Here is a 25,563-nt window from a genome sequence, read left to right as displayed (position 1 = left end):
AGGGAGGAAGAATTATTGGGGAATGTAGTAGTGAAATTAGAAAATGTTCATAAAAAAATAGGTAGTGCTGAAATTATTCGTGGGCTTTCTTTTGAAGTACAGGAAGGGGAAGTATACGGCTTTTTGGGACCGAATGGGAGCGGGAAGACGACGACAATTCGGATGATGACAGGGCTGATTTCAGTAACGGAAGGCGATATTACAATTTGTGGTCATAGTATACGTAATGATCGTGAAAAGGCGTTAGAGAACATTGGAGCGATTGTAGAAAACCCAGAACTATATGAATATATGACGGGAATGCAAAATTTAAAGCATTTTGCGAATATGGCCGTTACGCCAATTCGTAAAGAACGAATTGCTGAGATTGTAAAGCTTGTTGAATTAGAACATGCAATTCATAAAAAGGTAAAAATATATTCACTTGGTATGAAACAACGTTTAGGGATTGCACAAGCACTATTACATAATCCGAAAATTTTAATTTTAGATGAGCCGACAAATGGTTTAGATCCAGCAGGAATTCGTCAAATTCGCGATTACTTACAGCGTTTAGCAAAAGAAGAGAACATTGCAGTCATTGTCTCCAGTCACTTATTAAGTGAGATTGAGCTGATGTGTGATCGTGTCGTTATTATTAAGGATGGACAATTTGTACAAGAATATAGTTTACGTGAACAAGTAAAAAGCGACGATAAAATTGTAGTAGCGTTTGAAGTGGATCAAGTAGAGAAAGCGGATGAGCTGATAAAAGGAACCGTACAAGAAAAGAAAATTATTGCATCTGTCATGAAAGAAGAAATTCCGCAGCTTGTGAAAAAATTAGTGTATGCTGATATTCGCGTGTACAGTGTAGCAGTTCAAAATAAATCATTAGAAGATGAATTTTTAGCAATCACAGGGGGAGTGAAAGCATAATGATGAAATTAATCCAAAATGAATTTTTAAAGTTACATGCGAAAAAGGGTATGTATATTTTGTTAGGATTCCTAGCGATATTAGAAATTGCAGGGGTAGCTATTATAAAATGGACTCTGCCTGAAATGAAAATGGAAGGGTTTATTATGTTTGCAGAGCAAAATATAGGATTGATTGCGAAATTTGCGACGGTTTTTGGAATTACGTTAGCATCTCGCACAATTACAGAAGAATTTCAAAAGGGGACAATTAAACAATTATTAATTCGTCCAAGAAAGCGCATTACAATATTATTTTCAAAGTACATTGCAGTTCTTTTAGCTATTTTTTTTGTATGTATTACTTCTTTACTTACAGCAATGTTAATTGGTTTTATTGCCTTTGGCGGAGGCATTGGAGAGGTAACTTTTGCGATTTTATTAAAAAGTTTTAGCTATAATATGTTGCCAATATTATTTTATCCAACAATTACATTGGTATTAGCTAATATTTTTAGAAAATCAATTTTACCACTAGTTATTACACTCTTCTTCTTTTTTCTAGAAGGAACGTTCGAAATGTTAGTATCCCAATTTGCCCAAGGGGTAGCAAAGTATGTTGTAATGTTTCATCTAAATTTAAATGTGTATGATAGTAATGAATTTCTCAATCAAGGAGCAAAACCGATGTTTGCAGAATTTACATTTACAACTTCATTGTTATTTGTTTTAGCTCATTTTGTTGTTTTACTCGTTATTTCAAGTGCATTGTTTCAAAGGCGCGATGTTTTATAAAAGAAAATAAATTACTCGCTAACCTATTCGGTACTGTTTTCGTGACGACAGGAAATGTAATTAGAAAAAAAGAAAATTATACGTTATAGAAGGTGTCTCATCTTGAGACACCTTCTTCAATGCAACAAACTATGCATAACAATTTTATAAACCGACACAACACTCGGTGAGTAAACAGGTACGTTATATGTATGTAAGAGGAAACTAAAAAACACAACAAACATAATAAAGACGAAAAATAGCAGTAAAATCTGCTTATGTACAGAAATTTGCATATGATCAGCTCCTTTTTTCGTAGTATGTCCAAAGAAGGAAATCATATGAAAAAAAGACAGTTACTTCTTGTTTGAAGAACTGTCTTTTGAAAAGAGCTTATTCCATAGTTTTGCAATACTCCAAATGATAATAATCCCAACCGAAGTGACCTCAAGAGCCATGTTAGGCAGAAGCATGAGGATTGCCAATGCTTTATGAAATAAACATTCTGCAATATGGAATATATATGAATCCATTTTCATTTTTCGACATATTAGATTGCGGCTATGCAAAAGGAGCCTGCACTTGCTTTCTCCCTTTGTTTTACCTTGCATGTGGCAGGAAAGAGAACTGACCGCTTCTATGCATGGCCAGATGCTCTCGCCCATTTAAAAAAATGCTTTTTTGTCATTTTTTCATAAAGTAACTGAGTAGTTACAATTTGGATTTATATAGCTTGCATTCATCTCGTTAACTCATTAATTTTAACCCAACTGCACCGCACAAGATGCAGCTTAAGAAAGCAAGGCGGCGCCAATCAGCGGATTCGCGGAAAATGAGTATACCAAGTAGTGCACTTCCCGCAGTTCCGATTCCAGTCCAAATTGCGTAAGCCGTTCCCATTGGAAGTGTATCCATTGCGAGGGATAAGAAGAAGAAACTTACACCGAAGTTGGCAATTAACATCAGTTTTGGTGTCCAGCCTTTTTTTTCATTGGCTATCTTCATAAAGATAACACCGGTAACTTCACAAATACCAGCAATAATTAAATATACCCATGCCATGTTATGCGGCCTCCTTCTGTTCTTCTTCACCTGTTACTCGTTTTAAACCGATAACACCTACGAAAATTAATCCAATAAATAAGATTTTTATTATTGAAAATGGTTCACCAAATATAAAGATTTCTGTTAGTACAATACCTCCAGCTCCAATGCCTGTGAATACAGCATATACCGTTCCAACAGGAAGCTTTGCATAAGCTTTAAATAAAAGGAAAAAGCTTACAGCAATTGCAAGTGCAACACCAACCCATTCTATTGGTGTTGTGGCATGTTTTAAACCAATTACCCAAACAATTTCAATGAGTCCTGCGATAACAACATAAATCCATTCCATCATTCATTCTCCTTCCTACCAGTCGTTAGGCTTAGGGCAAGAAAATGACGTATTGCTTGTGCAATCCGTCAGCTTGATAATCCTCGCCAAAATACTTTCCAAGATGCGTATAATCGATTTTCAAATGGTTGTATTCCAGCAAATAAAAATTCAACCATTAATCCGTCAAGTAAACATAAATAAGCTGCAACAGCTTCTGTAACTTCAATGCCGCAAAATACTTTCTTTTCTTGTGCCTGTTCAAATATAGGTACTAAAAGCTGCCCGATGCTTTCGATGTATGCATTTGCTTTTTCGACAATTTGTTCGCGAAAGGCATCTGGTGGAAAAAATGAAGTGCGTAACCAAAACATAGCTTCAATACTTTCTTGAAAGCGATGACCATAATCTTTAAGAAGATGAAATAAAAAATCTCCAAAGGGAGTTTCTTCTGACTTCTGCACATACTGTTTAAAGAATGCAAGATCCTTTTGTAAAGATTCTTCTAAGCAAATAAAATAGAGCTCTTCTTTTCCTTTAAAATGCGCATATATGGACGGTTTCTTAATGCCAACTTCCCCGGCAATGTTTGCTAGTGAAGTGCCTTCATAGCCATAGCGTGCAAAGTGTGAAAGTGCAACAGATTTAATACGGTTTGCTGTCATGTTCATCCCCTACCTACCGTTCGTTAGTTTAAGTGTAAAATAAAACAAGGATATAGTCAAGAAGGGCAATCATCCAAAATGAATAAAAGCTCCAGTAATAGGAGCTTTTACACTGTTCCTCGTTCAATGAGACGAAACGGTAACTCTTCAGAAGTCCCTGTAATTTGTTCTTGTTGTACTTGTTCATAAAATAGTGAAAAAGCACGATTTCCCATTGCTAAGCCTGGGTTTTCAATCGTTGTTATCTCTAACGCTTCAGAAATAGGATGGTTATCAAATCCTAAGATTGCTAAATCTTCTGGTACTCGCAGTCCCTGTTTTTTCGCTTCTGTTAATAATCCCGAAGCAACTTGATCGCTTGCGGCAAAAAGAGCGGTAGGGCGATTTTTCATCGTTAGTATGCTTTGAATGACATTTGCACCATCTTGAATAGTGTAGCATTGATAAAACTGCCAGTCTGTATGCGATCGTTTACCTGCTGCATGTAGAGTATCAAAGAATGCTTGCTCACGCTGCTTCGTACTCACGCTTTTTTTACGTGCTAAACAAAATCCAATCCGTTCGTGTCCATTTTGTAATAAATATTCTGTTCCAATCCGAAAGCCATCGTAATGATTCACATAGACAGACGATATAAGTGGATGCAACAGTTTTTCGCACGAGATGATCGGTGCAAATTTTGCATAAGGTTCAATGGCTTCCCATGGGCTCGTTCGGGAGCAAATAATCATGCCATCAAATTGTTTCATTTTCATCATTTCAAGGACACGCATTTCTTCAATGCTGTCGTAGTTAGTTTGACAGAGATTAATGCGGTACCCAGCTTCAAGTGCTTTCGTTCCAATCCCTTCAATAATTGTACTAAAGTACGGCAGATTAATAAAAGGAAGCATGACACCAATTGTATGTGTTTTTCCTTTTAGAAGATGCACCGCATTTACATTTTTTGCGTAATTCAATTCTTCAACAGTTTCTAGAACGCGTTGTCGTTTTTCTTCACTGACATATGGATGCTCATTTAAGACGCGTGAAACAGTCGTAACGGAGACCCCAGCCGTTTTCGCGATTTGTTTTATATTTACCATATGTTTCACCTCTATTTCTATTATACAAGAAAAGGAGAAAAGAAATAGAGGTGAAACTCTTGACATGAAAAGCGTTTCATAATCTATCTTGTTAATAACGCTTTTGCTATTCGCGTAACGATTAAATTCGGCGTGAGAATAGGGAAGCGTTTTTGTCAAATTGTGTGAGATAAAAGGGGAAAGTTTTCAAAGGTAGAGCGGTAGGAAAAGGAGAATATGAACATAACATACGAAAGCCTGAAAAGAGAATGTTGAGAAAGGGCGGATACAAGTTGAAAAAACGAATGATATGTTTCGTATTTTCTAGTCTGGTGTTAAGTGCATGTTCTTTTCAGCAAACGATGGTCGAAGAAAAAAAGTTTGCGGCAGATTTAGAGGCAAGTGAAGATATGATGTCTGATCCAATGCCGGTACAGTCTGTAAAAAACGTTCTTCCTTTTTCTTTTTACACACCATCATTTTTACCATATGAATCAACAGATAATCCAAAAGCAGTAGTTCGAAAAATGGGAGATAAGCGGATTGCTCTTGATATTAAATATGAACGGCAAGAAAAAGGCCTGCGGGATTATATTGAATTAACAGTTGCAAACTTTTCATACAATTTTCCTTATAGCGTAGAACAAAATCGTTTTCAGGAGAAAGTAAAACTTGCAAATGGTATAACGGCCTACTTTAAAAATAGTAACGAAGAAGTGGACGGAGAAGATATGGCAACGCTCACATGGAAAGAAAAGAATGTGGAGTATCAGTTGCTTTATCGAAATGTTCGTGATCAAAATAGTGAAGATGTCAAACAAAATTTAGTATATGTTGCGAGTAAAATGCAATAGCTAGCTTGTGTTCGACAAGCTAGCTATTTATTATGAGTTTTTCTTTTTCACTTTACCAGACCAAGTTTTAAAGCCGCCTTGTAACTGATAAAATTCTTTAAAGCCGTGTTTCTTTAAAAATTGTGCTGCACGGCCTGTTCGGAAACCGTTTTGGCAATACATATAAATCGGTTGATCGGTACGAAGTTCTTTGTAACGAAGACGTATTTGGGAAATCGGAATATTGCGCGCTCCTAAAATGTGACCAGCATTATATTCGTCCGCTTCACGAATATCGATAAGCTGTGCTTTACGGTACCCAGCGCGAAATTCTTCTTCTGAGAGTGTTTTAATTAGTTTTTTCTGATAGAAATACATCCATACAGAATAGCCGATGAATCCTACAGTTATGGCTAGTAAAATAATAACATTTGTTGACACGATTATATCGCTCCCTTTTTCTTATCCTACCCTCCATATTATAATGCCCATATGTATTTATGCAACAAGTTCATTTTATCTTAGAAGAAATTTCGTATTCTTTCACAAATTTTATCGAATTTGATAGACTAGAGGATGTGAAAAAAATTAGTTATATGAGGTGTGGGATGGAAAAGGAAAAATGGTGTTATATAAATTCCGGTAAATGCTCTCCGGCGTTTAATATGGCGTTAGATGAATGTTTGTTAAATTGGCAAAGTGAAAAGAAAATGCCGCCAACAATTCGCTTTTATGAATGGGAAGTTCCGACGTTAACAGTCGGTTATTTTCAGCGTGTTTCAAAAGAAATTGATATGGATGCAGTACATAGTAATGGTTTTGGTTTTGTACGTCGTCAAACAGGTGGACGAGGCGTTCTTCATGATAAAGAATTAACGTATAGTGTTATTGTGTCTGAAGAGCATCCAAACATGCCAAAAACAGTTACAGAAGCATATCGCGTTATTTCACAAGGATTATTAGATGGATTTAAAGCGTTAGGTTTAGACGCATATTTCGCAGTACCAAAAACAGCTGAAGAGCGCGATAATTTGAAAAACCCACGTTCAGCAGTTTGTTTTGATGCTCCGTCATGGTATGAAATTGTTGTAGAAGGGCGCAAAATTGCTGGAAGTGCACAAACGAGGCAAAAAGGCGTTATTTTACAGCACGGTTCCATTCCGTTAGACATCGATTTAGATATGCTGTATGATTTGTTCCTGTTTCCAAATGAACGTGTGAAAGAACGCATGAAAAAAATGTTCTCTTCAAAAGCAATTGCAATTAATGAATTAACGGATCGTACTTTTACTATTCAGCAACTTATCGATGCATTCCATATTGGGTTTGAAAAAGGATTAAATGTGGAACTTGTACCGTATGAATTAACAGAAGAACAACTTCATGAAGTGCAAACATTAGCAAAAGAAAAGTATGAAAGTGATGAATGGAATTACAAGAAATAAGGAGATGGATAGCCATCTCCTTTTTTATATGAATGAGAACTTTCCAGCGGGGAAAGCTTTGTTATTTACAATAAGTTCAATACTTTTTCCACTTTAATTCCTTTTTGCTTTAATGAACGCAAACGGTTTACAACATCCATAATTTCTGCATCGAATGCTACCGATATTCCTTGTTTTTGTAACTCATTTTTTAAGTTCTCGATAGAATCATCAACGTCCATCCCAAGTTCATAATCTTGACATACATCTATAGCTTGTTTTACAAGACGAACATATTTTTCCTGTAATTCAGAATTTTGTTGATTTGTCACAGGTTGTTTAACTGAAGGTGTTGGCTTCGCTGTAGTTGATACAGTTGCCTCTTTTTGTACTGTAGTTGGTGCCACTACTTCTTTTTGTACAGGTTTTGGTGTAGTTTTAACTACAGGTTCTGGACGCACCGGTTTTGGAATTGGTGCTTGTGTAGGTGCGACATTGCTAACTGGTTTTGTTACAGGCGTCACTTCTTTTGAAGTTTCAACAATTGTTTCTTTCTTCGGAGTTGGCGTTTCGACAACGGATAATGTATTGTCTTCTAATTCTGCCATTTCTTCTTTTGTTTCTTTACTCCACATCACGCGTTCAATTTGCAGTGAAACATTGTTTTTGTTCATGGCGCTTAAAGTCACTTTTCCAACTTCAGCATTGCCAGTAAAATCGACAATTTTATAAATAACGCTCTTGTTCCAATCTACTTTTCCGCTCAAAAATAATTCTTCGTTACATTTTGGCGTTAAGCCCTCGATTTTAATTTCTGCGTTTACACCGTTTTCACTGTATACCATAATTAGCGAAGCATTTACATCTTCATCTGCTAACATTAGTTCACGTACCATTTTGCCGGTGCGTACTTGCGTTTTCTTCTTAAGTGACATCAAATTTCCCCTCTCAAAAATTCAGTAATAATAAAAAAATCGTATAACGAAAAATAATTGCTCACGAAGAAATATGATACCGATAATAAAAGCATCACGTCAACAATTTACTTTAATTATTTTGCATTTTTCTTTTTTGTTTATGAAATTTTTTAATTTGTAAATTTAGACAAACGAAAAAACAGCCCTCTGAAGAGCTGTTAAAATTCAGAAATCTTATATAATAATTTATAAATAATATAAAATAAAACAGCAATTAAAGTACTTTGCCAAACTGTTAAATTGTAGGAGAGGTAAGAATTTTGTTTAAAGTATATATTTGAGAATACAGATAAAGAAAATGGTATTGCAATTGTTAAACCAAGTGTAATTTTTTGTTTCCAAGATGATAATATTGTGAAAGAATAACGTCTTAACAGGAAAAGTGTTAAAAAAACGCCAATTGTTAAGATGCTAGCAGACAATATAGTTCCAGGAATACTAAATGGAATCGTTGGTTTATTCGTATTTGTAAAAAGAATCTGTATGCATGTAACAAATGTATCATATCCAAATTGGATAGCTAATAATAAACTAACTGCAAAACCAATAACCGTAAATTTCTCCAAAGAAGTTTGGTGTTGAGAGGCGATAATTAATTCATCACAATAAGCTTTTAAATCTTTTCCAAAAATATCGTAAGCATTTCTCCCTTGTTTTTGTGCTTCTAAAAGGTGATCTAATATTTCTAATAATAGTTCTTCCATCTGTTTTTGTGGAACACTAGTTAAACGTAAATATATGAGCATATCTCCATAAGTAACTTCGTTTTCAGGTGTGAGAAGCTCGCGTTTTTTATTGTTCAATTCGACCATATCTTTCGCCTTCATCTATTTCACTCTCCCTTTAACAAATCATTTACTGTGGTTGATACCATATCCCAGCTTTTTTTAAATTCCTCCAGCTGTTCAAATCCTTTTTTTGTCACGTGATAATATTTACGCTTCGGTCCAAGGCTGGAGGCTTTTAATGTCCCTTCAATGAGCTTTTCTTTTTGCATGCGTAACAATAGGGGATAGATACTCCCTTCACTTACGAATGTAAAGCCGTGTTGATGTAATTTTGTACTGAGTTCGTATCCATACACTTCTTCTTGTGAAATGATATATAAAATACACCCTTCCAGCACACCTTTTAACATTTGACTGTGCATTATGTTAGCACCTCCAGGTAACTTGCTGTGCAAGATAGTTGTAATTTGGATTATAGCATCCAGTAACTTGCCTTGCAAGTTACTAAAGCGGGTAACCAGCAAAAAAGTAATTCAGCAGCGTTATCCAAATACAAAGCGCGATACGGAATTGGAAAATATGTTAATCCAAAAGATGAGGCAACGAGATTAGAAGAAACAATTAGAGATTATATTTATTAATATTTGTAAATTCATTTTTTTCATATAGACTGTTACTATACAAACAGGGCAGGAGCCTGCACGTGGCAGGAAAAGGCTCTGACCACTCCTATGCATCGCCAGTTCCTCTCGCCCATTAAAAAAATGCTTTTCTGCCTTTTTTATAAAGTAACTGAGTAGTTACTGACGTGGGTTCTTTTATGTGTTGCGGAAAATGAGGTCGTTTATCCCCTTGTCACAACATCCTTTCTGTTGTATCATTTTATTGATTGCTTAGTGCGGAATTTATAAACTGAATTGGATGGAGGAAAACGATGCCTACTCCTAGTATGGAAGATTATATCGAACAAATTTATTTGCTGATTGAAGAAAAGGGATATGCCCGTGTATCTGATATTGCGGAAGCGCTTAGTGTACATCCATCCTCTGTAACAAAAATGGTCCAAAAACTTGATAAAGATGAATATCTAATTTATGAAAAATATAGAGGGCTTGTATTAACAACAAAAGGGAAAAAGATTGGTAAGCGCCTTGTTTATCGTCATGAATTGTTAGAGCAGTTTATGCGTATTATCGGTGTAGATGAAAGTAAAATTTATAATGATGTAGAAGGAATTGAGCATCATTTAAGCTGGGAAGCTATCGATCGTATCGGCGATTTAGTGCAGTATTTTGAGCAAGATAAGCAACGCATTGAAAAGCTTCGTAGTGTGCAAAAGACAAATGAAGAACAAGCACAGTAATTGAATGTATTGAATAAAAAAGAAAGACCACACTTCTTAAAAAGAAGCGCGGTCTTTCTTTTTGCCTTTTTTACCTTCAATAACTGTTAAATGAGATTGCTTTCTTTTTCGTTTTAGGAAGGAAGTATTTTCTTTCTTTCCTTTCGTATCGGAAGCATTTTTCTTTAACAAATTGTTACTTAGGGGTGCTACATTTTGTTTTCCGTATTTTCGGTTCGATTGTTTCGCAGCACGTTTGTAGGAAGATTGTGAGTTATTAGCTGAACTGCTCGAACTTGTAAGCATTTTATAAAGTAAATAAAAGACTCCAACAACACCGAGTATGATCATAATGTTTTTTACAACTCCCATTGGGTCTTCAATTGTGAATGATACAAGGTTAAATATTGCCAATCCAACAATTACAACAAATAGAGCGAACATAAAAGAGCGACCGTTCATAAGGAACACCTCCTAAAATGAAAGATATTTTAATTAGTTTATTAACGAAAGGTTACGGAATTGAATAACATTACGAAAAAGTTATTGCTGTTTACCTTCTAGACGCAGTAGTTCTTCAAATGATGCAATTGCTACTTCAACTTGATCATCTGTTGGTTCTTTCGTTGTTAATAGCTGAAGCCATAAGCCAGGATACCCTAATGCACGGAGCACTGGAATACCTCGTAAGCGGTTTGTAAATTGCAACACTTCAAATGAAATACCTAGCACTACAGGAATGAGCAAAATACGATTTACAACGCGAACCCAAAGAGGATCGGTTGGAACGAGAAAATATACAAACATTCCGATAATAACAGTAAATAAAATAAAGCTGCTGCCGCACCGATAATGGAGACGAGTTTGTTTTTGTACGTTTTTTACTGTCAATGGAAGATTGTTTTCATAGGCGTTAATTACTTTATGTTCTGCTCCGTGATATTGAAACACACGTTTAATAAGTGGAGTCAATGAAACAAAATAAATGTAACTAAGCAATAACATAAGTTTAATAATACTCTCAACAATGATTTGCCCTGCATGAGATGGAAAAACAGGTCTTGTTAGTTCTGCTAAAAGTGCAGGAGCTGCCGTGAAAATCACCTTTCCGAAGATAAAGGATAAAACACCGACTGCTGCAACGCTAAGTATCATCGTTAACTTCGACTGCTCTTCTTTTTTCTGAGCGAATTGTGCATCCTCTGAAGGGTCTACATCAAAGCGTTCTGAAGCAAAATTTAAATGCTTTGCTCCGTTTGCACTTGCATCAATAATTGCTGCGATTCCGCGTAGAAATGGAATTTTTTTAAACATAGATGATACTTTATTACGAACGCGAGGTAATCGATAAAATTCGATAGATTTATCTTTACGACGAATCGCTGTAACAGTATATTCTCTACCGCCAAACATAACTCCTTCTACTACCGCTTGACCGCCGTAGATTTGTTTTGTCTTCTCTGTCATGTCAACACCAACCCGTATTTGTTTCTCTCTTATCAGAAAAGAGGTAGCGACTCTAGGTGATGTCATTATATTGTATGACATCACTACAGTTTCCTTTATTTTATCGACAAAAGTGCACTTCTGACAAGGAAAATCAGCAGGTTAGGCAGACATTTTCTATTCTTTTTATAGACAAATTTCGCAGTATTTAAACATGCTTTAAATAAGTTTCGGACATACTAGTAGGCGGAGGTGTGGATGTGAAACAAGAACAATCTGTCACGAAAAAAATTATCCAAATTGGTGTGTTTGGAGGTTTGTTTTGGGGAGCTGTTTGGTATTTTCTCCATATTTTTTCTTTTACTGCCCTGGGACCTAATTATTTGTTGCTTCCGTTTGCGTTAGGGGATTGGAAAGAAGGGGTATGGGGTAACATAGCTGCTATTATATGTATGGGGATACTTTCAATTCTTGTGGCATTTATATATAAAGCCGTTTTGAGTAAATTTGAAGGTCTAATTCCAGGTATTATATATGGGCTTTTGTGGTGGGGATTATTATTCTTTGTAATTGCTCCTGTTGCACCAGTTATAAAAAGTATGATGAAAATGCCAAAGGAAACAATTGTAACGACAGCGTGTATTTTTATTTTATATGGTGTTTTTATCGCATACTCCGTTTCATTTGAGGTGAATAACAATAATACTAGTAAAACGGATGAGTAAAAGACAAACTATTCAAATAAGTAAGAGGTATGGTAAAATATTATATAGACATTTTTTTTATTAAGGAGTTAGATATATGGAGAAGTTGCTCCTCGTTAACGGTCCTAATTTAAACCGTCTTGGTGTGCGAGAGGTTAATGTATATGGTACGGGGACGTTAGCGTCGTTAGAAACAGATATGAAGCAACAGGCAGGACATTTGGGAGTGGGGCTAGAGTGTTTCCAATCTAATCATGAAGGTGCCATTATTGATATTATTCATGAGGCTGAGGGTACATATAAAGGAATCATTCTAAATCCAGGAGCATTTACGCATTATAGCTATGCAATTCGTGATGCAATTGCGAGTGTTTCCATTCCTGTTATTGAGGTACATATTTCAAATATTCACCAGCGCGAATCGTTTCGCCACGTGTCTGTTACAGCACCAGTCACAGCGGGACAAATTGTAGGATTCGGTTTGTATGGTTATCATTTAGCGTTACTTGCATTAGTGGAGAAAATTCGGGAGGCGTAATTCATGGAGAAACTTACAAAATTAAGAAGTGCATTTGGAGAAGCGGGTATTGATGGTATTTTATTAACGAATCAACATAGCCGTAGATATATGACAAACTTTACAGGAACAGCAGGCGTTGTATTAATTTCAAACGAACGCGCTTTATTTATTACAGATTTCCGTTACGTCGAACAAGCACAAAAACAAACGGCTGGTTATGAAATCGTACAGCATACAGGTACGATTATTGAAGAAGTTGCCAAACAAGTAAAAGACTTAGGAATTCAAAAGCTTGGCTTTGAGCAAGATACTCTTACATACAGTTCTTATACGGCGTATAAAGGAGAAGTTGATGCAGAATTTGTTGCAACTTCTGGTATTGTAGAAAAGTTACGCTTGATTAAGACTGATTCAGAGATTAAGATATTAAAGGAAGCTGCACAGATTGCAGATGCTGCCTTTGAACATATTCTATCATTTATTCGCCCGGGAGTATCTGAGATTGAAGTGTCAAATGAACTTGAATTTTTTATGAGAAAGCAAGGAGCAACCTCGTCTTCGTTTGATATTATCGTTGCTTCGGGACTTCGTTCAGCATTGCCGCACGGCGTGGCATCTGAAAAATTGATAGAAAAGGGAGATTTTGTTACATTAGACTTCGGTGCTTACTATAAAGGATATTGTTCCGATATTACTCGCACAATTGCAGTAGGTGAGCCGTCTGATAAGTTAAAGGCAATTTATAATATCGTATTAGAAGCACAATTACGTGGTGTAAACGGTATTAAAGCAGGTTTAACTGGTCGTGAAGCAGATGCATTAACACGTGACTACATAACTGAAAAAGGATACGGTGAGTATTTCGGGCATTCTACAGGTCATGGAATTGGTCTTGAAATTCATGAAGCACCAAGTTTAGCATTCCGCTCTGAAACGGTACTTGAGCCAGGAATGGCAGTCACTGTAGAACCGGGAATTTATATTCCAAATGTAGGCGGAGTTCGCATTGAGGATGATATTATAGTAACAACTGAAGGTAATGAAGTGTTAACTAAATCTCCAAAAGAACTTATCATTTTGTAATACACAGGAGGATTTTTTGCATGATTTCAGTAAATGATTTTCGTACAGGATTAACAATTGCGGTGGACAACGGCCTATGGCAGGTTATCGATTTCCAACACGTAAAACCAGGTAAAGGTGCTGCGTTCGTTCGTTCTAAATTACGTAATCTTCGCACAGGGTCTGTTCAAGAAAAAACATTCCGTGCTGGTGAAAAAGTAGAAAAAGCGCATATCGAAAACCGTCGTATGCAATATTTATATGCAAGCGGTGAAGCTCATGTATTCATGGATAACGGAACATACGAGCAAATCGAACTTGGTGAAAAGCAAATCGAACATGAATTAAAATTCTTGAAAGAAAACATGGAAGTAGCAATCATGACATACCAAAGCGAAGTACTTGGTGTAGAACTTCCAAACACTGTTGAGTTAAAAGTTGTTGAAACTGAGCCAGGTATTAAAGGTGATACAGCTTCTAACGTAACAAAACCAGCTAAATTAGAAACTGGTCTAGTTGTACAAGTACCGATCTTCATTAATGAAGGTGAAATGCTTATTATTAACACAGGAGAATCAAAATACGTTTCTCGTGCGTAATAAAAAGAACACTCGTGGAATTGATAATCCACGAGTGTTTTTTTATGTGAAATAAGGTAGGTAATAAATGACAGTAATAATAAAGCTAATAGTAAGTAGCAGAAGAGTCCCTGTCATATAGGGATTCATTCGGATTTGAAAAGGTGTTATTTCTCCGCTGTTAACCCCCGACAAATTTTTTGTAATGGTACGATCTATATTCGCGTTTCGGTTCATATTTAAAAGAAAAAGCCATGTGAGACCGAAAATGGCCAAACTTCCTAAAAAGAAACTTTCCATAAATGTCCAATTAACAAATTTGGCAAATAAGAAAATAATAGCCACTTCTATAATAAGTGTAAGTATTGTTTTTAGAATCTTCATAAAGTTCTCCTTTTTGTTTAAATATAACATATTTTTACAAAAAATAACTTTATTTTATTTGATGATTAAAAAATTCCTTTTTCACTTCTGAAATAGACAACCTGTGCATATGGTTGTACAAACGTACTCTTTCATCTTGTTTAACAGGATATATGTGTGCTGTTAGGACGGTGTAAGGATAACGAGAGAAGGTGAGAGGATGAAACAGTGGCTAGCGGCATTTGAAACGTCTGTGCTCGTAATGGCGCTTCTTCGAATTTTCTCGGGAAGTATGGAAATTTTCGCCGCTTTGCTTATGTTGTATTTCAATGATGCCAAAAAAGCTTTGTTTGTAAATGGCATGCTTGCATTTGTTGGCCCAACGGTTTTAATTGTAACGATGTCAATTGGAATTGCGAGCGTTACGAATGAAATTTCTTTTTTGAAATTATTTTTTTTGGCGCTTGGAATTGGCTGTATTTTTATTGCGGTATTGAAATAGCGATGTGATGGGGAGAGAGCTATGAAAGAAGTATTAGAGATGTTGCCAAAGCAGATCGAACATTTTATACAAGATTATAAAGAATGTGACGGATTGGAAGAAATACGAATTCGGATCGGAAGGCCGCTTGAATGTATTGCGCGCGGAGAAGTGCATTTTTATAACTATATTGTGACGAGAGAAGACGCAGCCTATTTGCTGAATAAGCTGAGTCAATATTCACTTTATACGATGGAAGAAGAGTTAAAGCGAGGGTATGTTACACTGCGCGGAGGACATCGCGTTGGTTTAGCGGGCAAAGTCATTATGGAAAAGGGCGCAGTGAAAATGATTCGAGATGTGGCGTCATTTAATGTCCGAATTGCTCGGCAAAAAAAGGGGATTGCTGATCCGCTTATACCATATTTATATGAGAAGCATTGGCTGAATACAATGATTATCGGTCCGCCGCAAACAGGAAAAACAACATTGCTGCGTGATGTAGCACGCCTTATGAGTGCAGGTGTTCCGAGGCAACAGATTCCATCTTCTAAAGTTGGTATTGTAGATGAAAGATCAGAAATTGCGGGGTGCGTGAAAGGTGTGCCGCAATATGAGTTTGGAACAAGAGTGGATGTACTAGATGCATGCCCAAAAGCAGAAGGTATGATGATGATGATTCGCTCGATGAGCCCCGATATATTAATTGTTGACGAAATTGGCCGGCCAGAAGATAGTGAAGCAATTATGGAAGCTGTTCATGCTGGTGTTCAATTGTTTACGAGTGTGCATGGACAAGGATATGAAGATGTACTGAAACGACCTTCGTTAAGAAAAATTATAGAACTTGGCGTATTTGAACGCTTTATCGAGCTTTCCAAAATAAAAGGACCAGGAACGATTATGAATATGAAGGATGGCAGCGGAAAATCAATTCGCCGCGGAGAGAAGGTGCTGAGCGTATGATTAAATTTTTTGGTGCGGCACTTATTGTGGCTGTATCAACATTTTTTGGCTTTTCATATGCGAAGAAATATAGTGAACGTCCTCGTCAATTACGGCTGTTAAAGGCAGCGCTGCAATCACTTGAGGCGGAAATTATGTATGGACATACCCCGTTGTCAGAGGCGGCGGCACGTCTTGTAAAACAAATGCCAAAGCCTTTGAACTGGTTGTTTCATAGTTTTCATGAACGATTAGAAAGAGGAGAGCAGACGGTTCGGGAAGCGTGGATGGATAGTTTACAAGAAAATTGGAAACTTACAGCATTAAAGCAAACAGAATATGAGATTTTACAGCAATTTGGAGAAACGCTAGGGCAACATGATCGTGAGTCACAGCAAAAGCATATTCGCTTATGTATTACACATTTAGAGAGAGAAGAAGGAGAAGCAAAGGAAATGCAAATTCAGTACGAAAAGATGATGAAAAGTTTAGGAGTATTAGCAGGCTTACTTATCGTAATTTTACTGTTGTAAGGGGGAAAGGTGATGTCGATTGACGTTGGATTAATCTTTCAAATTGCTGGAATTGGTATTATATTAGCCTTCATTCATACTGTGCTGAAAGAACTAAAGCGGGAAGATATTGCCAACTGGGTGATTCTCGTTGGCTTTATCGTAATTTTATTCCAAGTTGCCTTTTTAATTAACAATTTATTTGACAAGATTAAAAGCGTCTTTCTTTTTCAGTAAAGGGGGCGATTCGAATCGAAATATTACAAATTGTAGGGCTAGGGCTCGTAGCGACTTTTTTGGCTGCAGTATTGAATCAGCATAAATCGAGTGTAACTTCATTGTTTGTTGTATTTGTTAGTAGCGTTATGTTTTTACTTGTAATTGATCAAATTCATTCTATTTTAACGATGATTGAGCGTATTGCAAATGAAGCGAAAGTGAGCAATGTGTATGTGGAAACGCTGCTGAAAATTATTGGGATTGCTTATATTGCAGAATTCGGTGCACAAATTACGAAAGATGCAGGGCAAGGAGCAATCGCTTCAAAAATTGAATTAGCGGGAAAAATTTTAATTTTAGTGATGGCGATTCCGATATTAACGGTTGTAATTGAAACGATTCTCGGTTTTTTACCAACCGGATAAAGGAGGGATGAATTGTGCGCCCATTTGGAATAAAGCTTTTATTTGCTTTTTTCCTCTTTTTTTCTTTTCCAATTATCGTACAAGCTTCTCCTGTAGAACAAAATGTCGTAGATGAACAGCTAGGAAAGCTTGGGATAGAGGATGTAAAGAAATATTGGGATGACCTTGTTGCGAAGTACGGCGGATATTTACCGGAAAGCCAAAAAGGAAGTTTTACGGAGTTTGTTAAAGGGGAAAAAGAGTTTTCGATTAAAGAGTGGATGATTGGATTACTAAAGTATTTATTTCATGAATTAGTAGCGAACGGAAAGCTGCTTGGGACACTCATTATGCTTACTATTTTCAGTGCGCTTTTGCAGTCGCTTCAATCTGCTTTTGCAAAAAGCAGCGTCGGGAAAATAGCGGATGCTGTTGTATATATGGTACTTATCGTCTTTGCTTTAAACAGTTTCTACGTTGTTATGACGTACACAAGAGACACCATTCAAACAATGATCGATTTCATTTTAGCACTCCTTCCAATTTTGTTGGCGCTTATTGCGACAGGAGGCGGTGTTGTATCTGTTTCTTTCTTTCATCCAATTATTGTTTTTCTTATGAATACAAGCGGGATGCTTATGAATTATATCGTTTTACCGCTTCTGCTCCTTGCTACAATTTTAAGTATTGTCAGTACAATGAGCGATCAATATAAAGTTACAAAATTGTCCAAGATGCTGCAAAATGTTAGCGTTAGCATCATTGGGATTTTTTTAACAATCTTTCTTGGAGTGCTTTCAGTGCAGGGGACGACAACGGCGGTTGCAGATGGAATTGCTGTGAAAACAGCAAAGTTTGTAACGGGGAACTTTATCCCAGTTGTCGGCCGAATGTTTACTGAAGCAGCAGACACTGTACTTAGTGCATCGGCTTTATTAAAAAATACAGTAGGGATTGTTGGGGTTGTCATTTTATTACTTATCGTTGCTTTTCCTGCGATTCAAATTTTCTGCATTGCATTCATTTATAAATTTGCGGCAGCAGTGCTGCAACCTGTTGGTGGAGGAACAATTATTCAATGCCTGGATATTATCGGAAGAAGTATTATATACGTGTTTGCTTGTCTGGCTATTGTATCATTTATGTTTTTTCTAAGTATCACGATTGTTATCGCAGCTGGAAATATTACGTTAATGATGCGTTAGGAGTTGAGAAGGTTGCAATTTGTCGTAGAGTGGATTCGAAATATAATTGTGTTTCTCTTATTAGCAACGATGCTTCATATGTTACTTCCTAATTCAAATTTACAAAAGTATGTCAAATTTGTTGTAAGTTTGCTTCTAGTCGTTCTCATCTTAACCCCCTTATTTAAATTATTTCAAACAGATATTCAAGATGTGATTGCTAATGCTAGTCAGGACAAGTATATAGCAAATGGATCAATAGAAAATCAAATTAATGAAAAGAAAAAAGAAATACAAGCCTCACAACGTGCATATATTTTAGAACAGATGGCTGTCCAAATGAAAAAACAAGTTGGAAAAGAACTAGAAGAACAATATGGTATGGCCGTTACGAGTTTACAGATAAAAGTACCAGAAGACAAAAAGGAAGTGAAATCCCAGCAGGATATTCAGTCTGTTGTTGTATCGCTTCAGGCAAATGAACGAAGTCGAAAAGGAGCTATTGAAACGATCCAAAAAGTAGAAGTTAATGCGAAAGAACCTCAAAAGACGTCAGAACAAAATGCAGCCGAAATGAAACAATTTTTCTCAAACAAATGGCAATTAGAAGAGAACAAAATTAAGGTTCAGATGGAAGGGGGGATAGGGAAAGGAAATGAATAATAAATTTCAATTTCTGCGCAACTTTTTTAAAGGAAACGAAAAAGACGAGAAAGAGAAAAAAATATCTGCAAAATTTTTAATCATTTTACTCGTACTTGGGATTATTCTTATGTTTTCTAGTAACTTTTTCCAGGTAAAAAAACCAGAAGTACCTGTTCTCAAATCGCAAACTGAACAAGTAAATGATGTACCGACATTTGGACAAAAGAATAGCGATAGTAAATCTATTATTGATAAATATGAAAAAGAATATGAACAGCAATTAAAAGAAGCATTAGAAAGTGTTGTAGGTGTAAAAGATGTAACAATTGAAGTTAATCTCGATTCATCAGAAGAAAAAATACTTGATAAAAATACAGTGAAGCGATCGCAAACGACAGATGAAACAGATAAAGAAGGTGGAAAGCGCAAAGTTGAAGATGAATCGACTGATAAAAAAACAGTGATTGTACGCCAAGGTGATAAAGAAGCTCCGATTGTGCTCCGAGAAGATAAGCCGAAAGTTCGCGGTATTCTTGTTGTAGCGAGAGGAGTGGATAATTTACAAGTGAAACAGATGGTGATAGAAGCTGTTACGCGAATGTTAGAAGTTCCAAGTCACCGTGTAGCTGTCTTACCAAAAAAGAATTAGGGAGGAAATAAAGTGTTAAAAAAACAAACAGTTTGGTTATTAACAATGCTAAGTTTGGTTATTGTACTTTCGGTTTACTATGTGATGACGCCAGATAATAAAACTAGGGAAGTGGCAACATCGTTAGGAGAGGGAACAAAGGAGAAGCAAGGATCTGAAAAGGAAACTAGTAAAAAAGAAACAGGTAAAAAAGAAGGGAAAGTAACGAGTCATTCTGCAAGTGATGATAGTTTCACAGCACTTCGTTTAAAAATGGAGGATCAGCGCAGTGAAGTGAAAGAAAAATTACAAGACGTAATGAACTCAACAAACGCTTCTGCTGAAGAGAGAAATAAAGCAAAAAATGAATTTGATGCATTGACTGATTTAGCGGCAAAAGAAACGTTATTGGAAACCTTAATTAAATCAGAAGGCGGCTATAAAGATACGCTTGTACGTAAAGATGGAACTGATATTAAAGTAACAGTAAAAGCAGCAAAACTTTCCGCAAAAGAAGCAAATAAAATTATACAGCTTGTAAAAAGTGAGACGGGTTTAATGGCAGATGTTCGATATGAAATAGCAAAGTAAAAAGCTATCGATTTTTTCGATAGCTTTTTTTATCTACTAGAAGTTCATCAAGCAATTGTAGTTCCGCTTCTGTTGTTTTAATAGGAGAAATTTGTTGTGAATGAAAAATCATTGGTTCTTGACGACGGCGGTTACTTTGTCCGCATTTCATATGAATACAGAGTGCTGCGCCCCAAATAATAACAGCTGGTAGAAAGAGAATAAGCCAAATGTTCATATCTCACACCTCACTGTGTATGATTCTATTTTTACGATACTATTTTTATATGAAGGGAATATGAAGTGGATGTAAATAAACTTCAAGTATTTAGTAAAAAATATAAATAAATGAAAATAAAAACCCTTTTCTTTTTCGAGGGGCGAGAGCGTCTGGCCGTGCATAGAAGCGGTCAGGGCTTTTTCCTGCCACGCGCTAGATTTAAAACAAAGGGAGTAAGCGAGAGAAGGTCATGTTTTGTTCTGCATAGCCACGACCTATATGTTGAAAAAACAATATGGATTTATATAAATGTAAATTGAAAATCAACATCCCCCCTTTTTTTAGGGGAGGGCGAGAGCGTCTGGCCGCGCATAGGAGCGGTCATGTTATATTCTGCATAGTTACGATTTGTGTGTTAAAAAATCAGAATGGATTCATATAAATGAAGGGGATGAGGGTATTTTTTAGGAAGTGGTCTTGCCAATTTTGAGTGAAACTTGGTATTATTACTAGGTAGTAAAATGGCATACTGTTATTTTCACAGGAATTTTCATACATCATACAGAGGAAATAAAATTGGAATGTTAAAAATATTTATCGTAAGATGAGTATATATATAAATACATTTTGATTTTCCAACATAATAAGTCACTGTAATGTAAAACAAAAGTAACCAGCACTTGTCTTTTCTCTTTGTTTTCATATTGCACGTGGCAGGAAAGGGATCTGACCGCCTCTATGCATGGCCAGGTGCTCTTGCCTAATTAAAAAAGTGGTCTTTATATAGGTTTTTCAACTTGTATTTATATAGTATGAAACTTCATAGTAGTTTTTCATTAACAGTACGAGAAGAAATTTATGATGGACTGTTTTAGCTCATTAAGTAAGTCGTATTACTGATTAATGATTTGAGCTGTTACAACAGGAAAAACAAGTATATAGGAGTGGATTTTACATGTTTAAAATTCAAGAAGTTCGTGAGTTAATTAAGTTAATTGATGATTCTAATATTGATGAATTCGAATACAAAAAAGATGGTACGACAATTAAGATGAAAAAACGTGGTAATGAAGTAATTGCTGTACAGCCTGCCACAGCAGTGCAAAAAGCTGTACAAGCTGTAGCGCAAGAAGTAGTTGCTGCACCAGCTCAAGTTGAAGCTCCAAAGCAAGAAGAGAAACAAGCATTACAAGATGAGAACTTATTAAAAATTACTTCTCCGATGGTTGGAACGTTCTATGCATCTCCATCACCAGATGCCTCGGCATATGTAAATGTAGGAGATCGCGTAACAGAAGGGAAAATTGTTTGTATCGTAGAAGCAATGAAACTCTTTAATGAAATTGAAGCGGAAGTGAATGGAGAAATCGTTGAAATTCTTGTGAATAACGGTCAGCTTGTTGAATATGGACAACCGCTATTTCTTGTAAAAGCATAATAAGGGAGTCTGGAATCATGATTAAAAAAGTATTAATTGCGAACCGTGGGGAAATTGCGGTACGAATTATTCGTGCTTGCAAAGAAATGAATATTGAAACAGTTGCAATTTATTCTGAAGCAGATAAAGAAGCGCTTCATGTACAAATTGCGGATGAAGCATACTGCGTTGGTCCAACCGTATCAAAGGAAAGTTATTTAAACTTAACAAATATTATTAGCGTTGCAAAATTAACAGGTTGTGATGCAATTCACCCTGGATATGGATTTTTAGCTGAAAATGCTGATTTTGCAGAGCTTTGCCGTGAATGTAACTTGATTTTTATCGGTCCAAGTCCAGAAGCTATTTCAAAAATGGGCACAAAAGACGTTGCACGTGATACAATGAAGGAAGCAGGGGTTCCGATTGTACCGGGTTCACAAGGCATTATTAAAAATATCGAAGAAGCAGTAGCACTTGCGGAGAATATTGGATATCCTGTTATTATTAAAGCAACAGCGGGCGGCGGCGGAAAGGGAATTCGCGTTGCACGTACAGAAGAAGAGCTTGTAAAAGGAATTCAAATTACACAGCAAGAAGCAAGTACCGCTTTTGGAAACCCTGGTGTATACTTAGAAAAGTATGTTGAAGATTTCCGTCATGTAGAAATTCAAGTGATGGCAGATAATCATGGTAACGTCATTCATTTAGGAGAGCGTGATTGTACAATTCAGCGTCGTTTGCAAAAATTGTTAGAAGAGTCACCATCTCCAGCTTTAGATGCTACTATCCGTCAACAAATGGGAGCAGCAGCAGTAAAAGCAGCAGCAGCAGTAGATTATACAGGCGCTGGCACAGTTGAGTTTATTTACGAATATAAAACGAAAAATTTCTATTTCATGGAAATGAATACGCGAATTCAAGTTGAGCATCCTGTAACTGAAATGGTAACAGGAGTAGACCTTATTAAAGAGCAAATTCGTGTCGCATCAGGAGAGCAGTTATCACTACAGCAAGAAGAAGTACAATTTAACGGTTGGGCAATTGAGTGCCGAATTAATGCGGAAAACCCTGCCAAAAACTTTATGCCATCTCCAGGAAAGGTAGAAATGTATTTACCGCCAGGAGGATTCGGTATTCGCGTCGATTCAGCTGTATATCCTGGGTATACGATTCCGCCTTATTACGATTCGATGGTTGCAAAGCTTATTGTTTATGGGAAAACACGTGAAGAAGCAATTGCGAAAATGAAACGAGCGTTAAGTGAATTCGTCATTGAGGGTGTACATACGACGATCCCGTTTCATTTACAACTTCTTGACCACCCTGAATTTGTACAAGGTGAATTTAATACGAAGTTTTTAGAACAGCATGATTTAACGGCGCACTGATACATTTAAAGGAGGTTTTTTTCATGGCTGAACATATGTTAGACATGGGACAAGATACAACTCTTGGGAAAGTAGAAATCGCACCGGAAGTAATTGAAGTAATCGCAGGTATTGCTGCTTCTGAAGTAGAAGGTGTAGCAGCAATGCGTGGTAACTTTGCAACGGATGTTGTTGAGAAGTTAGGAAAGAAAAATCATGGAAAAGGCGTAAAAGTAGAATTAGCAAATGATGATATTATCGTTGATGTATACGTATTAATGTACTTTGGTGTAGCAATTCCAGTTGTTGCACAAAACATTCAAGATAATATTCGTCAAGCGCTGTTTACAATGACAGGCCTTGAACCGAAAGAAATAAACGTTCATATCGTTGGTGTAACATTTGAGACACCAAAGACAGAAATCGAGCCAGTGTAATACTGAAAAAGGTGCCTTGTAATTCAGGCACCTTTTTTATCGTCTGTATTCTTCATGTTTAAACAGAAAGATATTATATTATTTAAAAAAATGAAAAAATAATAAATGTAAACTTGTGTTTTTGGAAATAACGTACATTGTGGTATGATATGGAACTTGAAGTTAATCTTTTTATTATTTTTCCGTTAGGGAACTCGTGTATGAAACGATAAATTGTGGTATTATCATTGTATTATAAGATTGAAAGCTGGGCAAAAATTATAAAGAATAAGTAATTCGATGGCTTATAAATTATAATAATATAACAAAACATAAGAAAGACTTGAAGCACAAAGGAGAGTTACAATGAAACGTAGGACGGCTAGAGAAAGAGCGATGCAGGCACTCTATCAAATGGATATTACAGGAGACTACAATCCGAAAGCAGCAGTAGAAAACACACTTGAAGAAGGCGAAAATACAAATGAATTTTTAGAAGCACTTGTCTGCGGATGTGTGGAGCATAAAGAAGCAATTGATGAGCTCATTCGTCAAAATTTAAAAAAGTGGAAATTAGAACGCATTAGCATTGTTGACCGCAGTATTTTACGAATTGCTGTGTATGAAATGAAGTACATGGAAGATATTCCACATAACGTAACTATTAATGAGGCAATTGAAATTGCAAAAGCATATGGGGATGAGGAATCTCGTCGTTTTATTAACGGCGTTTTATCTAGCATACAGTAAAACTTTCTTGGGCGTGGAAGTTTCATCATAGCTTAAGAAAGCTCTTACTGATTGAGCTTTTACGGGCAGTTATCTTTCATCTTTATTCTTTCATTTTTAGAATGTTAATGTGGAAGCTATACTGCCCGTTAGAGCGGGAGAAAAAGTAGCTTTGTCATTTTTAAAGGGGGAATTTTGATATGGTAGCAGTAATCATCAAAGGAAATGAAGTAGCAGAGAAAAAGAGAGCACAGTTAAAAGAGAAAGTTGCAGAACTAAAAAAACAAGGAATTGTACCAGGGCTAGCTGTTATTTTAGTCGGGGACGATCCGGCTTCTCATTCGTATGTAAAAGGGAAAGAAAAAGGCTGCGAACAAGTTGGGATTTATTCTGAGTTAATTACATTTCCAGATTCCATTACACAAGATCGTTTATTAGCGGAAATTGACCGTTTAAATAATGATGATCGTATTCATGGTATTTTAGTGCAATTACCGTTGCCAAACCATATTGAAGAGAAAGCTATCATTGAAAAAATTTCTCCTGAGAAAGATGTGGATGGTTTCCACCCAATTAGTATTGGTCGTATGATGACAGGACAAGATACGTTCCTTCCATGTACGCCGCACGGTATTTTAGAACTAGTAAAAGAAACAAACCTTGATATTACAGGGAAACACGTTGTTGTTATCGGACGAAGTAATATTGTTGGAAAACCAGTAGGACAACTGTTTTTAAATGAGAATGCAACAGTGACGTATTGTCATTCAAAAACAGCGAATATAAAAGAATTAACGAAGTTAGCGGATATTTTAATTGTTGCAGTTGGAAGAGCGAAAATGGTAACAGCTGATTACGTAAAAGAAGGCGCAGTTGTAATTGATGTCGGAGTAAACCGTTTAGAAACAGGAAAACTATGCGGTGATGTTGATTTCGACGATGTCTTAAACGTTGCAAGTCACATTACACCAGTACCGAAAGGTGTAGGCCCAATGACGATTACAATGCTATTAGAAAATACAGTATTATCTGCACAGCGCGCAGGTGTTGTTTGTAAATAATTGCATGGCGG

At 36.3% G+C, this 25,563-nt stretch carries 36 protein-coding genes and 1 pseudogene; 23 read left to right on the top strand and 14 right to left on the bottom strand.

Annotated features, from left to right (window positions below; translation table 11 throughout):
* Positions 1–15: 15 nt before the first annotated feature.
* Positions 16–918 carry an ABC transporter ATP-binding protein gene (locus Q9306_RS01155; RefSeq protein ID WP_306194405.1) on the top strand — a complete coding sequence of 301 codons (903 nt, stop codon included), beginning with the start codon at positions 16–18 and terminating at the stop codon, positions 916–918.
* Entirely contained in the window at positions 918–1,691 is a 774-nt protein-coding gene (locus Q9306_RS01150) for an ABC transporter permease (protein ID WP_306194403.1), read from the top strand. The genes Q9306_RS01155 and Q9306_RS01150 overlap by 1 nt, the downstream gene beginning before the upstream one ends.
* Before the next feature lie 116 nt (positions 1,692–1,807).
* On the opposite strand, the gene Q9306_RS01145 is transcribed toward Q9306_RS01150, so the two are convergent.
* The 6 genes and pseudogenes from Q9306_RS01145 to Q9306_RS01120 all read right to left on the bottom strand — a co-directional run bounded on the left by Q9306_RS01145 (position 1,808) and on the right by Q9306_RS01120 (position 4,795).
* Complete coding sequence (locus Q9306_RS01145) at positions 1,808–1,966, bottom strand: hypothetical protein (protein WP_306194400.1); 159 nt, start codon at positions 1,964–1,966, stop codon at positions 1,808–1,810.
* Positions 1,967–2,026: 60 nt separating this feature from the next.
* Positions 2,027–2,188 (bottom strand): annotated as a pseudogene (locus Q9306_RS01140) (DUF3975 family protein); the annotation flags it as partial.
* Positions 2,189–2,417: 229 nt separating this feature from the next.
* Positions 2,418–2,732, bottom strand: coding sequence for a DMT family transporter (locus Q9306_RS01135; RefSeq protein WP_090913855.1), 315 nt, complete (start codon positions 2,730–2,732; stop codon positions 2,418–2,420).
* Between the two features lies 1 nt (position 2,733).
* The gene (locus Q9306_RS01130) at positions 2,734–3,066 is read right to left on the bottom strand and encodes a DMT family transporter (RefSeq protein WP_306194395.1); all 333 of its coding nucleotides are present in this window, start codon (positions 3,064–3,066) and stop codon (positions 2,734–2,736) included.
* 68 nt (positions 3,067–3,134) lie between these two features.
* Positions 3,135–3,716 (bottom strand): TetR/AcrR family transcriptional regulator, encoded by a 582-nt coding sequence (locus Q9306_RS01125; protein ID WP_306194393.1) that lies wholly within the window; start codon positions 3,714–3,716, stop codon positions 3,135–3,137.
* A 101-nt stretch (positions 3,717–3,817) separates the two neighbouring features.
* Entirely contained in the window at positions 3,818–4,795 is a 978-nt protein-coding gene (locus tag Q9306_RS01120; RefSeq protein ID WP_306194391.1) for a LacI family DNA-binding transcriptional regulator, read from the bottom strand.
* Positions 4,796–5,043: 248 nt separating this feature from the next.
* Between Q9306_RS01120 and Q9306_RS01115 the strand changes: the two genes are divergently transcribed.
* A complete protein-coding gene (locus Q9306_RS01115; protein ID WP_306194388.1) occupies positions 5,044–5,628 on the top strand; it encodes a DNA polymerase III subunit delta in 585 nt (194 codons plus the stop codon).
* Positions 5,629–5,658: 30 nt separating this feature from the next.
* Here Q9306_RS01115 and Q9306_RS01110 read toward each other — a convergent pair whose 3' ends face one another.
* A complete protein-coding gene (locus Q9306_RS01110) occupies positions 5,659–6,048 on the bottom strand; it encodes a rhodanese-like domain-containing protein (protein WP_306194385.1) in 390 nt (129 codons plus the stop codon).
* Between the two features lie 167 nt (positions 6,049–6,215).
* Here Q9306_RS01110 and Q9306_RS01105 point away from each other — a divergent pair, with 167 nt between their 5' ends.
* On the top strand, positions 6,216–7,052 hold the full coding sequence (locus Q9306_RS01105; protein WP_306194382.1) for a lipoate--protein ligase family protein: 837 nt from the start codon (positions 6,216–6,218) through the stop codon (positions 7,050–7,052).
* Between the two features lie 65 nt (positions 7,053–7,117).
* On the opposite strand, the gene Q9306_RS01100 is transcribed toward Q9306_RS01105, so the two are convergent.
* The 3 genes from Q9306_RS01100 to Q9306_RS01090 form a co-directional block, all read right to left on the bottom strand.
* A complete protein-coding gene (locus Q9306_RS01100; protein ID WP_306194379.1) occupies positions 7,118–7,966 on the bottom strand; it encodes a hypothetical protein in 849 nt (282 codons plus the stop codon).
* Positions 7,967–8,166: 200 nt separating this feature from the next.
* Positions 8,167–8,835 carry a DUF1129 domain-containing protein gene (locus Q9306_RS01095; protein WP_306194376.1) on the bottom strand — a complete coding sequence of 223 codons (669 nt, stop codon included), beginning with the start codon at positions 8,833–8,835 and terminating at the stop codon, positions 8,167–8,169.
* Positions 8,836–8,840: 5 nt separating this feature from the next.
* Positions 8,841–9,158 carry a PadR family transcriptional regulator gene (locus Q9306_RS01090; protein WP_098914777.1) on the bottom strand — a complete coding sequence of 106 codons (318 nt, stop codon included), beginning with the start codon at positions 9,156–9,158 and terminating at the stop codon, positions 8,841–8,843.
* 512 nt (positions 9,159–9,670) lie between these two features.
* Between Q9306_RS01090 and mntR the strand changes: the two genes are divergently transcribed.
* Entirely contained in the window at positions 9,671–10,099 is a 429-nt protein-coding gene (gene mntR, locus Q9306_RS01085; RefSeq protein WP_306194372.1) for a transcriptional regulator MntR, read from the top strand.
* A gap of 36 nt (positions 10,100–10,135) precedes the next feature.
* On the opposite strand, the gene Q9306_RS01080 is transcribed toward mntR, so the two are convergent.
* Complete coding sequence (locus tag Q9306_RS01080; protein WP_306194370.1) at positions 10,136–10,540, bottom strand: SA1362 family protein; 405 nt, start codon at positions 10,538–10,540, stop codon at positions 10,136–10,138.
* A gap of 81 nt (positions 10,541–10,621) precedes the next feature.
* A complete protein-coding gene (locus Q9306_RS01075) occupies positions 10,622–11,545 on the bottom strand; it encodes a DUF1385 domain-containing protein (RefSeq protein ID WP_306194367.1) in 924 nt (307 codons plus the stop codon).
* Positions 11,546–11,784: 239 nt separating this feature from the next.
* Here Q9306_RS01075 and Q9306_RS01070 point away from each other — a divergent pair, with 239 nt between their 5' ends.
* From Q9306_RS01070 to efp, 4 genes are all read left to right on the top strand, one after another.
* Positions 11,785–12,249, top strand: coding sequence for a YqhR family membrane protein (locus Q9306_RS01070; RefSeq protein WP_306194364.1), 465 nt, complete (start codon positions 11,785–11,787; stop codon positions 12,247–12,249).
* A gap of 76 nt (positions 12,250–12,325) precedes the next feature.
* Complete coding sequence (aroQ, locus tag Q9306_RS01065) at positions 12,326–12,766, top strand: type II 3-dehydroquinate dehydratase (protein ID WP_306194363.1); 441 nt, start codon at positions 12,326–12,328, stop codon at positions 12,764–12,766.
* 3 nt (positions 12,767–12,769) lie between these two features.
* On the top strand, positions 12,770–13,831 hold the full coding sequence (gene pepQ, locus Q9306_RS01060; protein WP_306194361.1) for a Xaa-Pro dipeptidase: 1,062 nt from the start codon (positions 12,770–12,772) through the stop codon (positions 13,829–13,831).
* 20 nt (positions 13,832–13,851) lie between these two features.
* The gene (gene efp, locus Q9306_RS01055) at positions 13,852–14,409 is read left to right on the top strand and encodes an elongation factor P (protein ID WP_306194359.1); all 558 of its coding nucleotides are present in this window, start codon (positions 13,852–13,854) and stop codon (positions 14,407–14,409) included.
* A gap of 42 nt (positions 14,410–14,451) precedes the next feature.
* On the opposite strand, the gene Q9306_RS01050 is transcribed toward efp, so the two are convergent.
* The gene (locus Q9306_RS01050) at positions 14,452–14,772 is read right to left on the bottom strand and encodes a hypothetical protein (protein WP_306194357.1); all 321 of its coding nucleotides are present in this window, start codon (positions 14,770–14,772) and stop codon (positions 14,452–14,454) included.
* A gap of 199 nt (positions 14,773–14,971) precedes the next feature.
* On the opposite strand from Q9306_RS01050, the gene Q9306_RS01045 reads away from it, so the two are divergent.
* The 9 genes from Q9306_RS01045 to Q9306_RS01005 are packed head-to-tail and all read left to right on the top strand — an operon-like array spanning position 14,972 to position 20,360.
* A complete protein-coding gene (locus Q9306_RS01045) occupies positions 14,972–15,253 on the top strand; it encodes a YqhV family protein (protein ID WP_035429538.1) in 282 nt (93 codons plus the stop codon).
* Positions 15,254–15,274: 21 nt separating this feature from the next.
* Positions 15,275–16,198, top strand: a complete 924-nt coding sequence (gene spoIIIAA / locus Q9306_RS01040; protein WP_306194353.1) for a stage III sporulation protein AA — start codon at positions 15,275–15,277, stop codon at positions 16,196–16,198.
* Positions 16,195–16,710 carry a stage III sporulation protein SpoIIIAB gene (spoIIIAB, locus tag Q9306_RS01035; RefSeq protein WP_098914762.1) on the top strand — a complete coding sequence of 172 codons (516 nt, stop codon included), beginning with the start codon at positions 16,195–16,197 and terminating at the stop codon, positions 16,708–16,710. Before spoIIIAA ends, spoIIIAB begins: the two co-directional genes overlap by 4 nt.
* Before the next feature lie 12 nt (positions 16,711–16,722).
* Complete coding sequence (gene spoIIIAC, locus Q9306_RS01030) at positions 16,723–16,926, top strand: stage III sporulation protein AC (RefSeq protein ID WP_306194349.1); 204 nt, start codon at positions 16,723–16,725, stop codon at positions 16,924–16,926.
* An 8-nt stretch (positions 16,927–16,934) separates the two neighbouring features.
* Positions 16,935–17,333 carry a stage III sporulation protein AD gene (gene spoIIIAD, locus Q9306_RS01025; protein ID WP_306194637.1) on the top strand — a complete coding sequence of 133 codons (399 nt, stop codon included), beginning with the start codon at positions 16,935–16,937 and terminating at the stop codon, positions 17,331–17,333.
* Between the two features lie 11 nt (positions 17,334–17,344).
* Complete coding sequence (spoIIIAE, locus tag Q9306_RS01020) at positions 17,345–18,517, top strand: stage III sporulation protein AE (protein WP_306194635.1); 1,173 nt, start codon at positions 17,345–17,347, stop codon at positions 18,515–18,517.
* Between the two features lie 12 nt (positions 18,518–18,529).
* Positions 18,530–19,159, top strand: a complete 630-nt coding sequence (gene spoIIIAF / locus Q9306_RS01015; protein ID WP_306194347.1) for a stage III sporulation protein AF — start codon at positions 18,530–18,532, stop codon at positions 19,157–19,159.
* Complete coding sequence (spoIIIAG, locus tag Q9306_RS01010; RefSeq protein ID WP_306194345.1) at positions 19,152–19,790, top strand: stage III sporulation protein AG; 639 nt, start codon at positions 19,152–19,154, stop codon at positions 19,788–19,790. Before spoIIIAF ends, spoIIIAG begins: the two co-directional genes overlap by 8 nt.
* A 12-nt stretch (positions 19,791–19,802) precedes the next feature.
* Positions 19,803–20,360 carry a SpoIIIAH-like family protein gene (locus tag Q9306_RS01005; RefSeq protein ID WP_306194343.1) on the top strand — a complete coding sequence of 186 codons (558 nt, stop codon included), beginning with the start codon at positions 19,803–19,805 and terminating at the stop codon, positions 20,358–20,360.
* 4 nt (positions 20,361–20,364) lie between these two features.
* On the opposite strand, the gene Q9306_RS01000 is transcribed toward Q9306_RS01005, so the two are convergent.
* Positions 20,365–20,577, bottom strand: coding sequence for a DNA recombination protein RecO (locus tag Q9306_RS01000; protein ID WP_306194341.1), 213 nt, complete (start codon positions 20,575–20,577; stop codon positions 20,365–20,367).
* Between the two features lie 937 nt (positions 20,578–21,514).
* Here Q9306_RS01000 and accB point away from each other — a divergent pair.
* The 5 genes from accB (at position 21,515) to folD (ending at position 25,552) form a co-directional block, all read left to right on the top strand.
* Complete coding sequence (accB, locus tag Q9306_RS00995; RefSeq protein ID WP_306194339.1) at positions 21,515–21,997, top strand: acetyl-CoA carboxylase biotin carboxyl carrier protein; 483 nt, start codon at positions 21,515–21,517, stop codon at positions 21,995–21,997.
* Between the two features lie 17 nt (positions 21,998–22,014).
* Positions 22,015–23,367 carry an acetyl-CoA carboxylase biotin carboxylase subunit gene (accC, locus tag Q9306_RS00990; RefSeq protein ID WP_306194337.1) on the top strand — a complete coding sequence of 451 codons (1,353 nt, stop codon included), beginning with the start codon at positions 22,015–22,017 and terminating at the stop codon, positions 23,365–23,367.
* A gap of 23 nt (positions 23,368–23,390) precedes the next feature.
* On the top strand, positions 23,391–23,783 hold the full coding sequence (locus Q9306_RS00985; RefSeq protein WP_020061574.1) for an Asp23/Gls24 family envelope stress response protein: 393 nt from the start codon (positions 23,391–23,393) through the stop codon (positions 23,781–23,783).
* A 345-nt stretch (positions 23,784–24,128) separates the two neighbouring features.
* On the top strand, positions 24,129–24,512 hold the full coding sequence (gene nusB / locus Q9306_RS00980; RefSeq protein ID WP_306194334.1) for a transcription antitermination factor NusB: 384 nt from the start codon (positions 24,129–24,131) through the stop codon (positions 24,510–24,512).
* Between the two features lie 179 nt (positions 24,513–24,691).
* On the top strand, positions 24,692–25,552 hold the full coding sequence (folD, locus tag Q9306_RS00975) for a bifunctional methylenetetrahydrofolate dehydrogenase/methenyltetrahydrofolate cyclohydrolase FolD (RefSeq protein ID WP_306194332.1): 861 nt from the start codon (positions 24,692–24,694) through the stop codon (positions 25,550–25,552).
* Positions 25,553–25,563 lie beyond the last annotated feature (11 nt).

The organism is Bacillus multifaciens (genome assembly GCF_030756675.1).
Taxonomy (GTDB): domain Bacteria; phylum Bacillota; class Bacilli; order Bacillales; family Bacillaceae_G; genus Bacillus_A; species Bacillus_A multifaciens.
The sequence above is the reverse complement of the archived record's forward strand: the minus strand, read 5'-3'. Positions and strand labels throughout refer to the sequence as shown.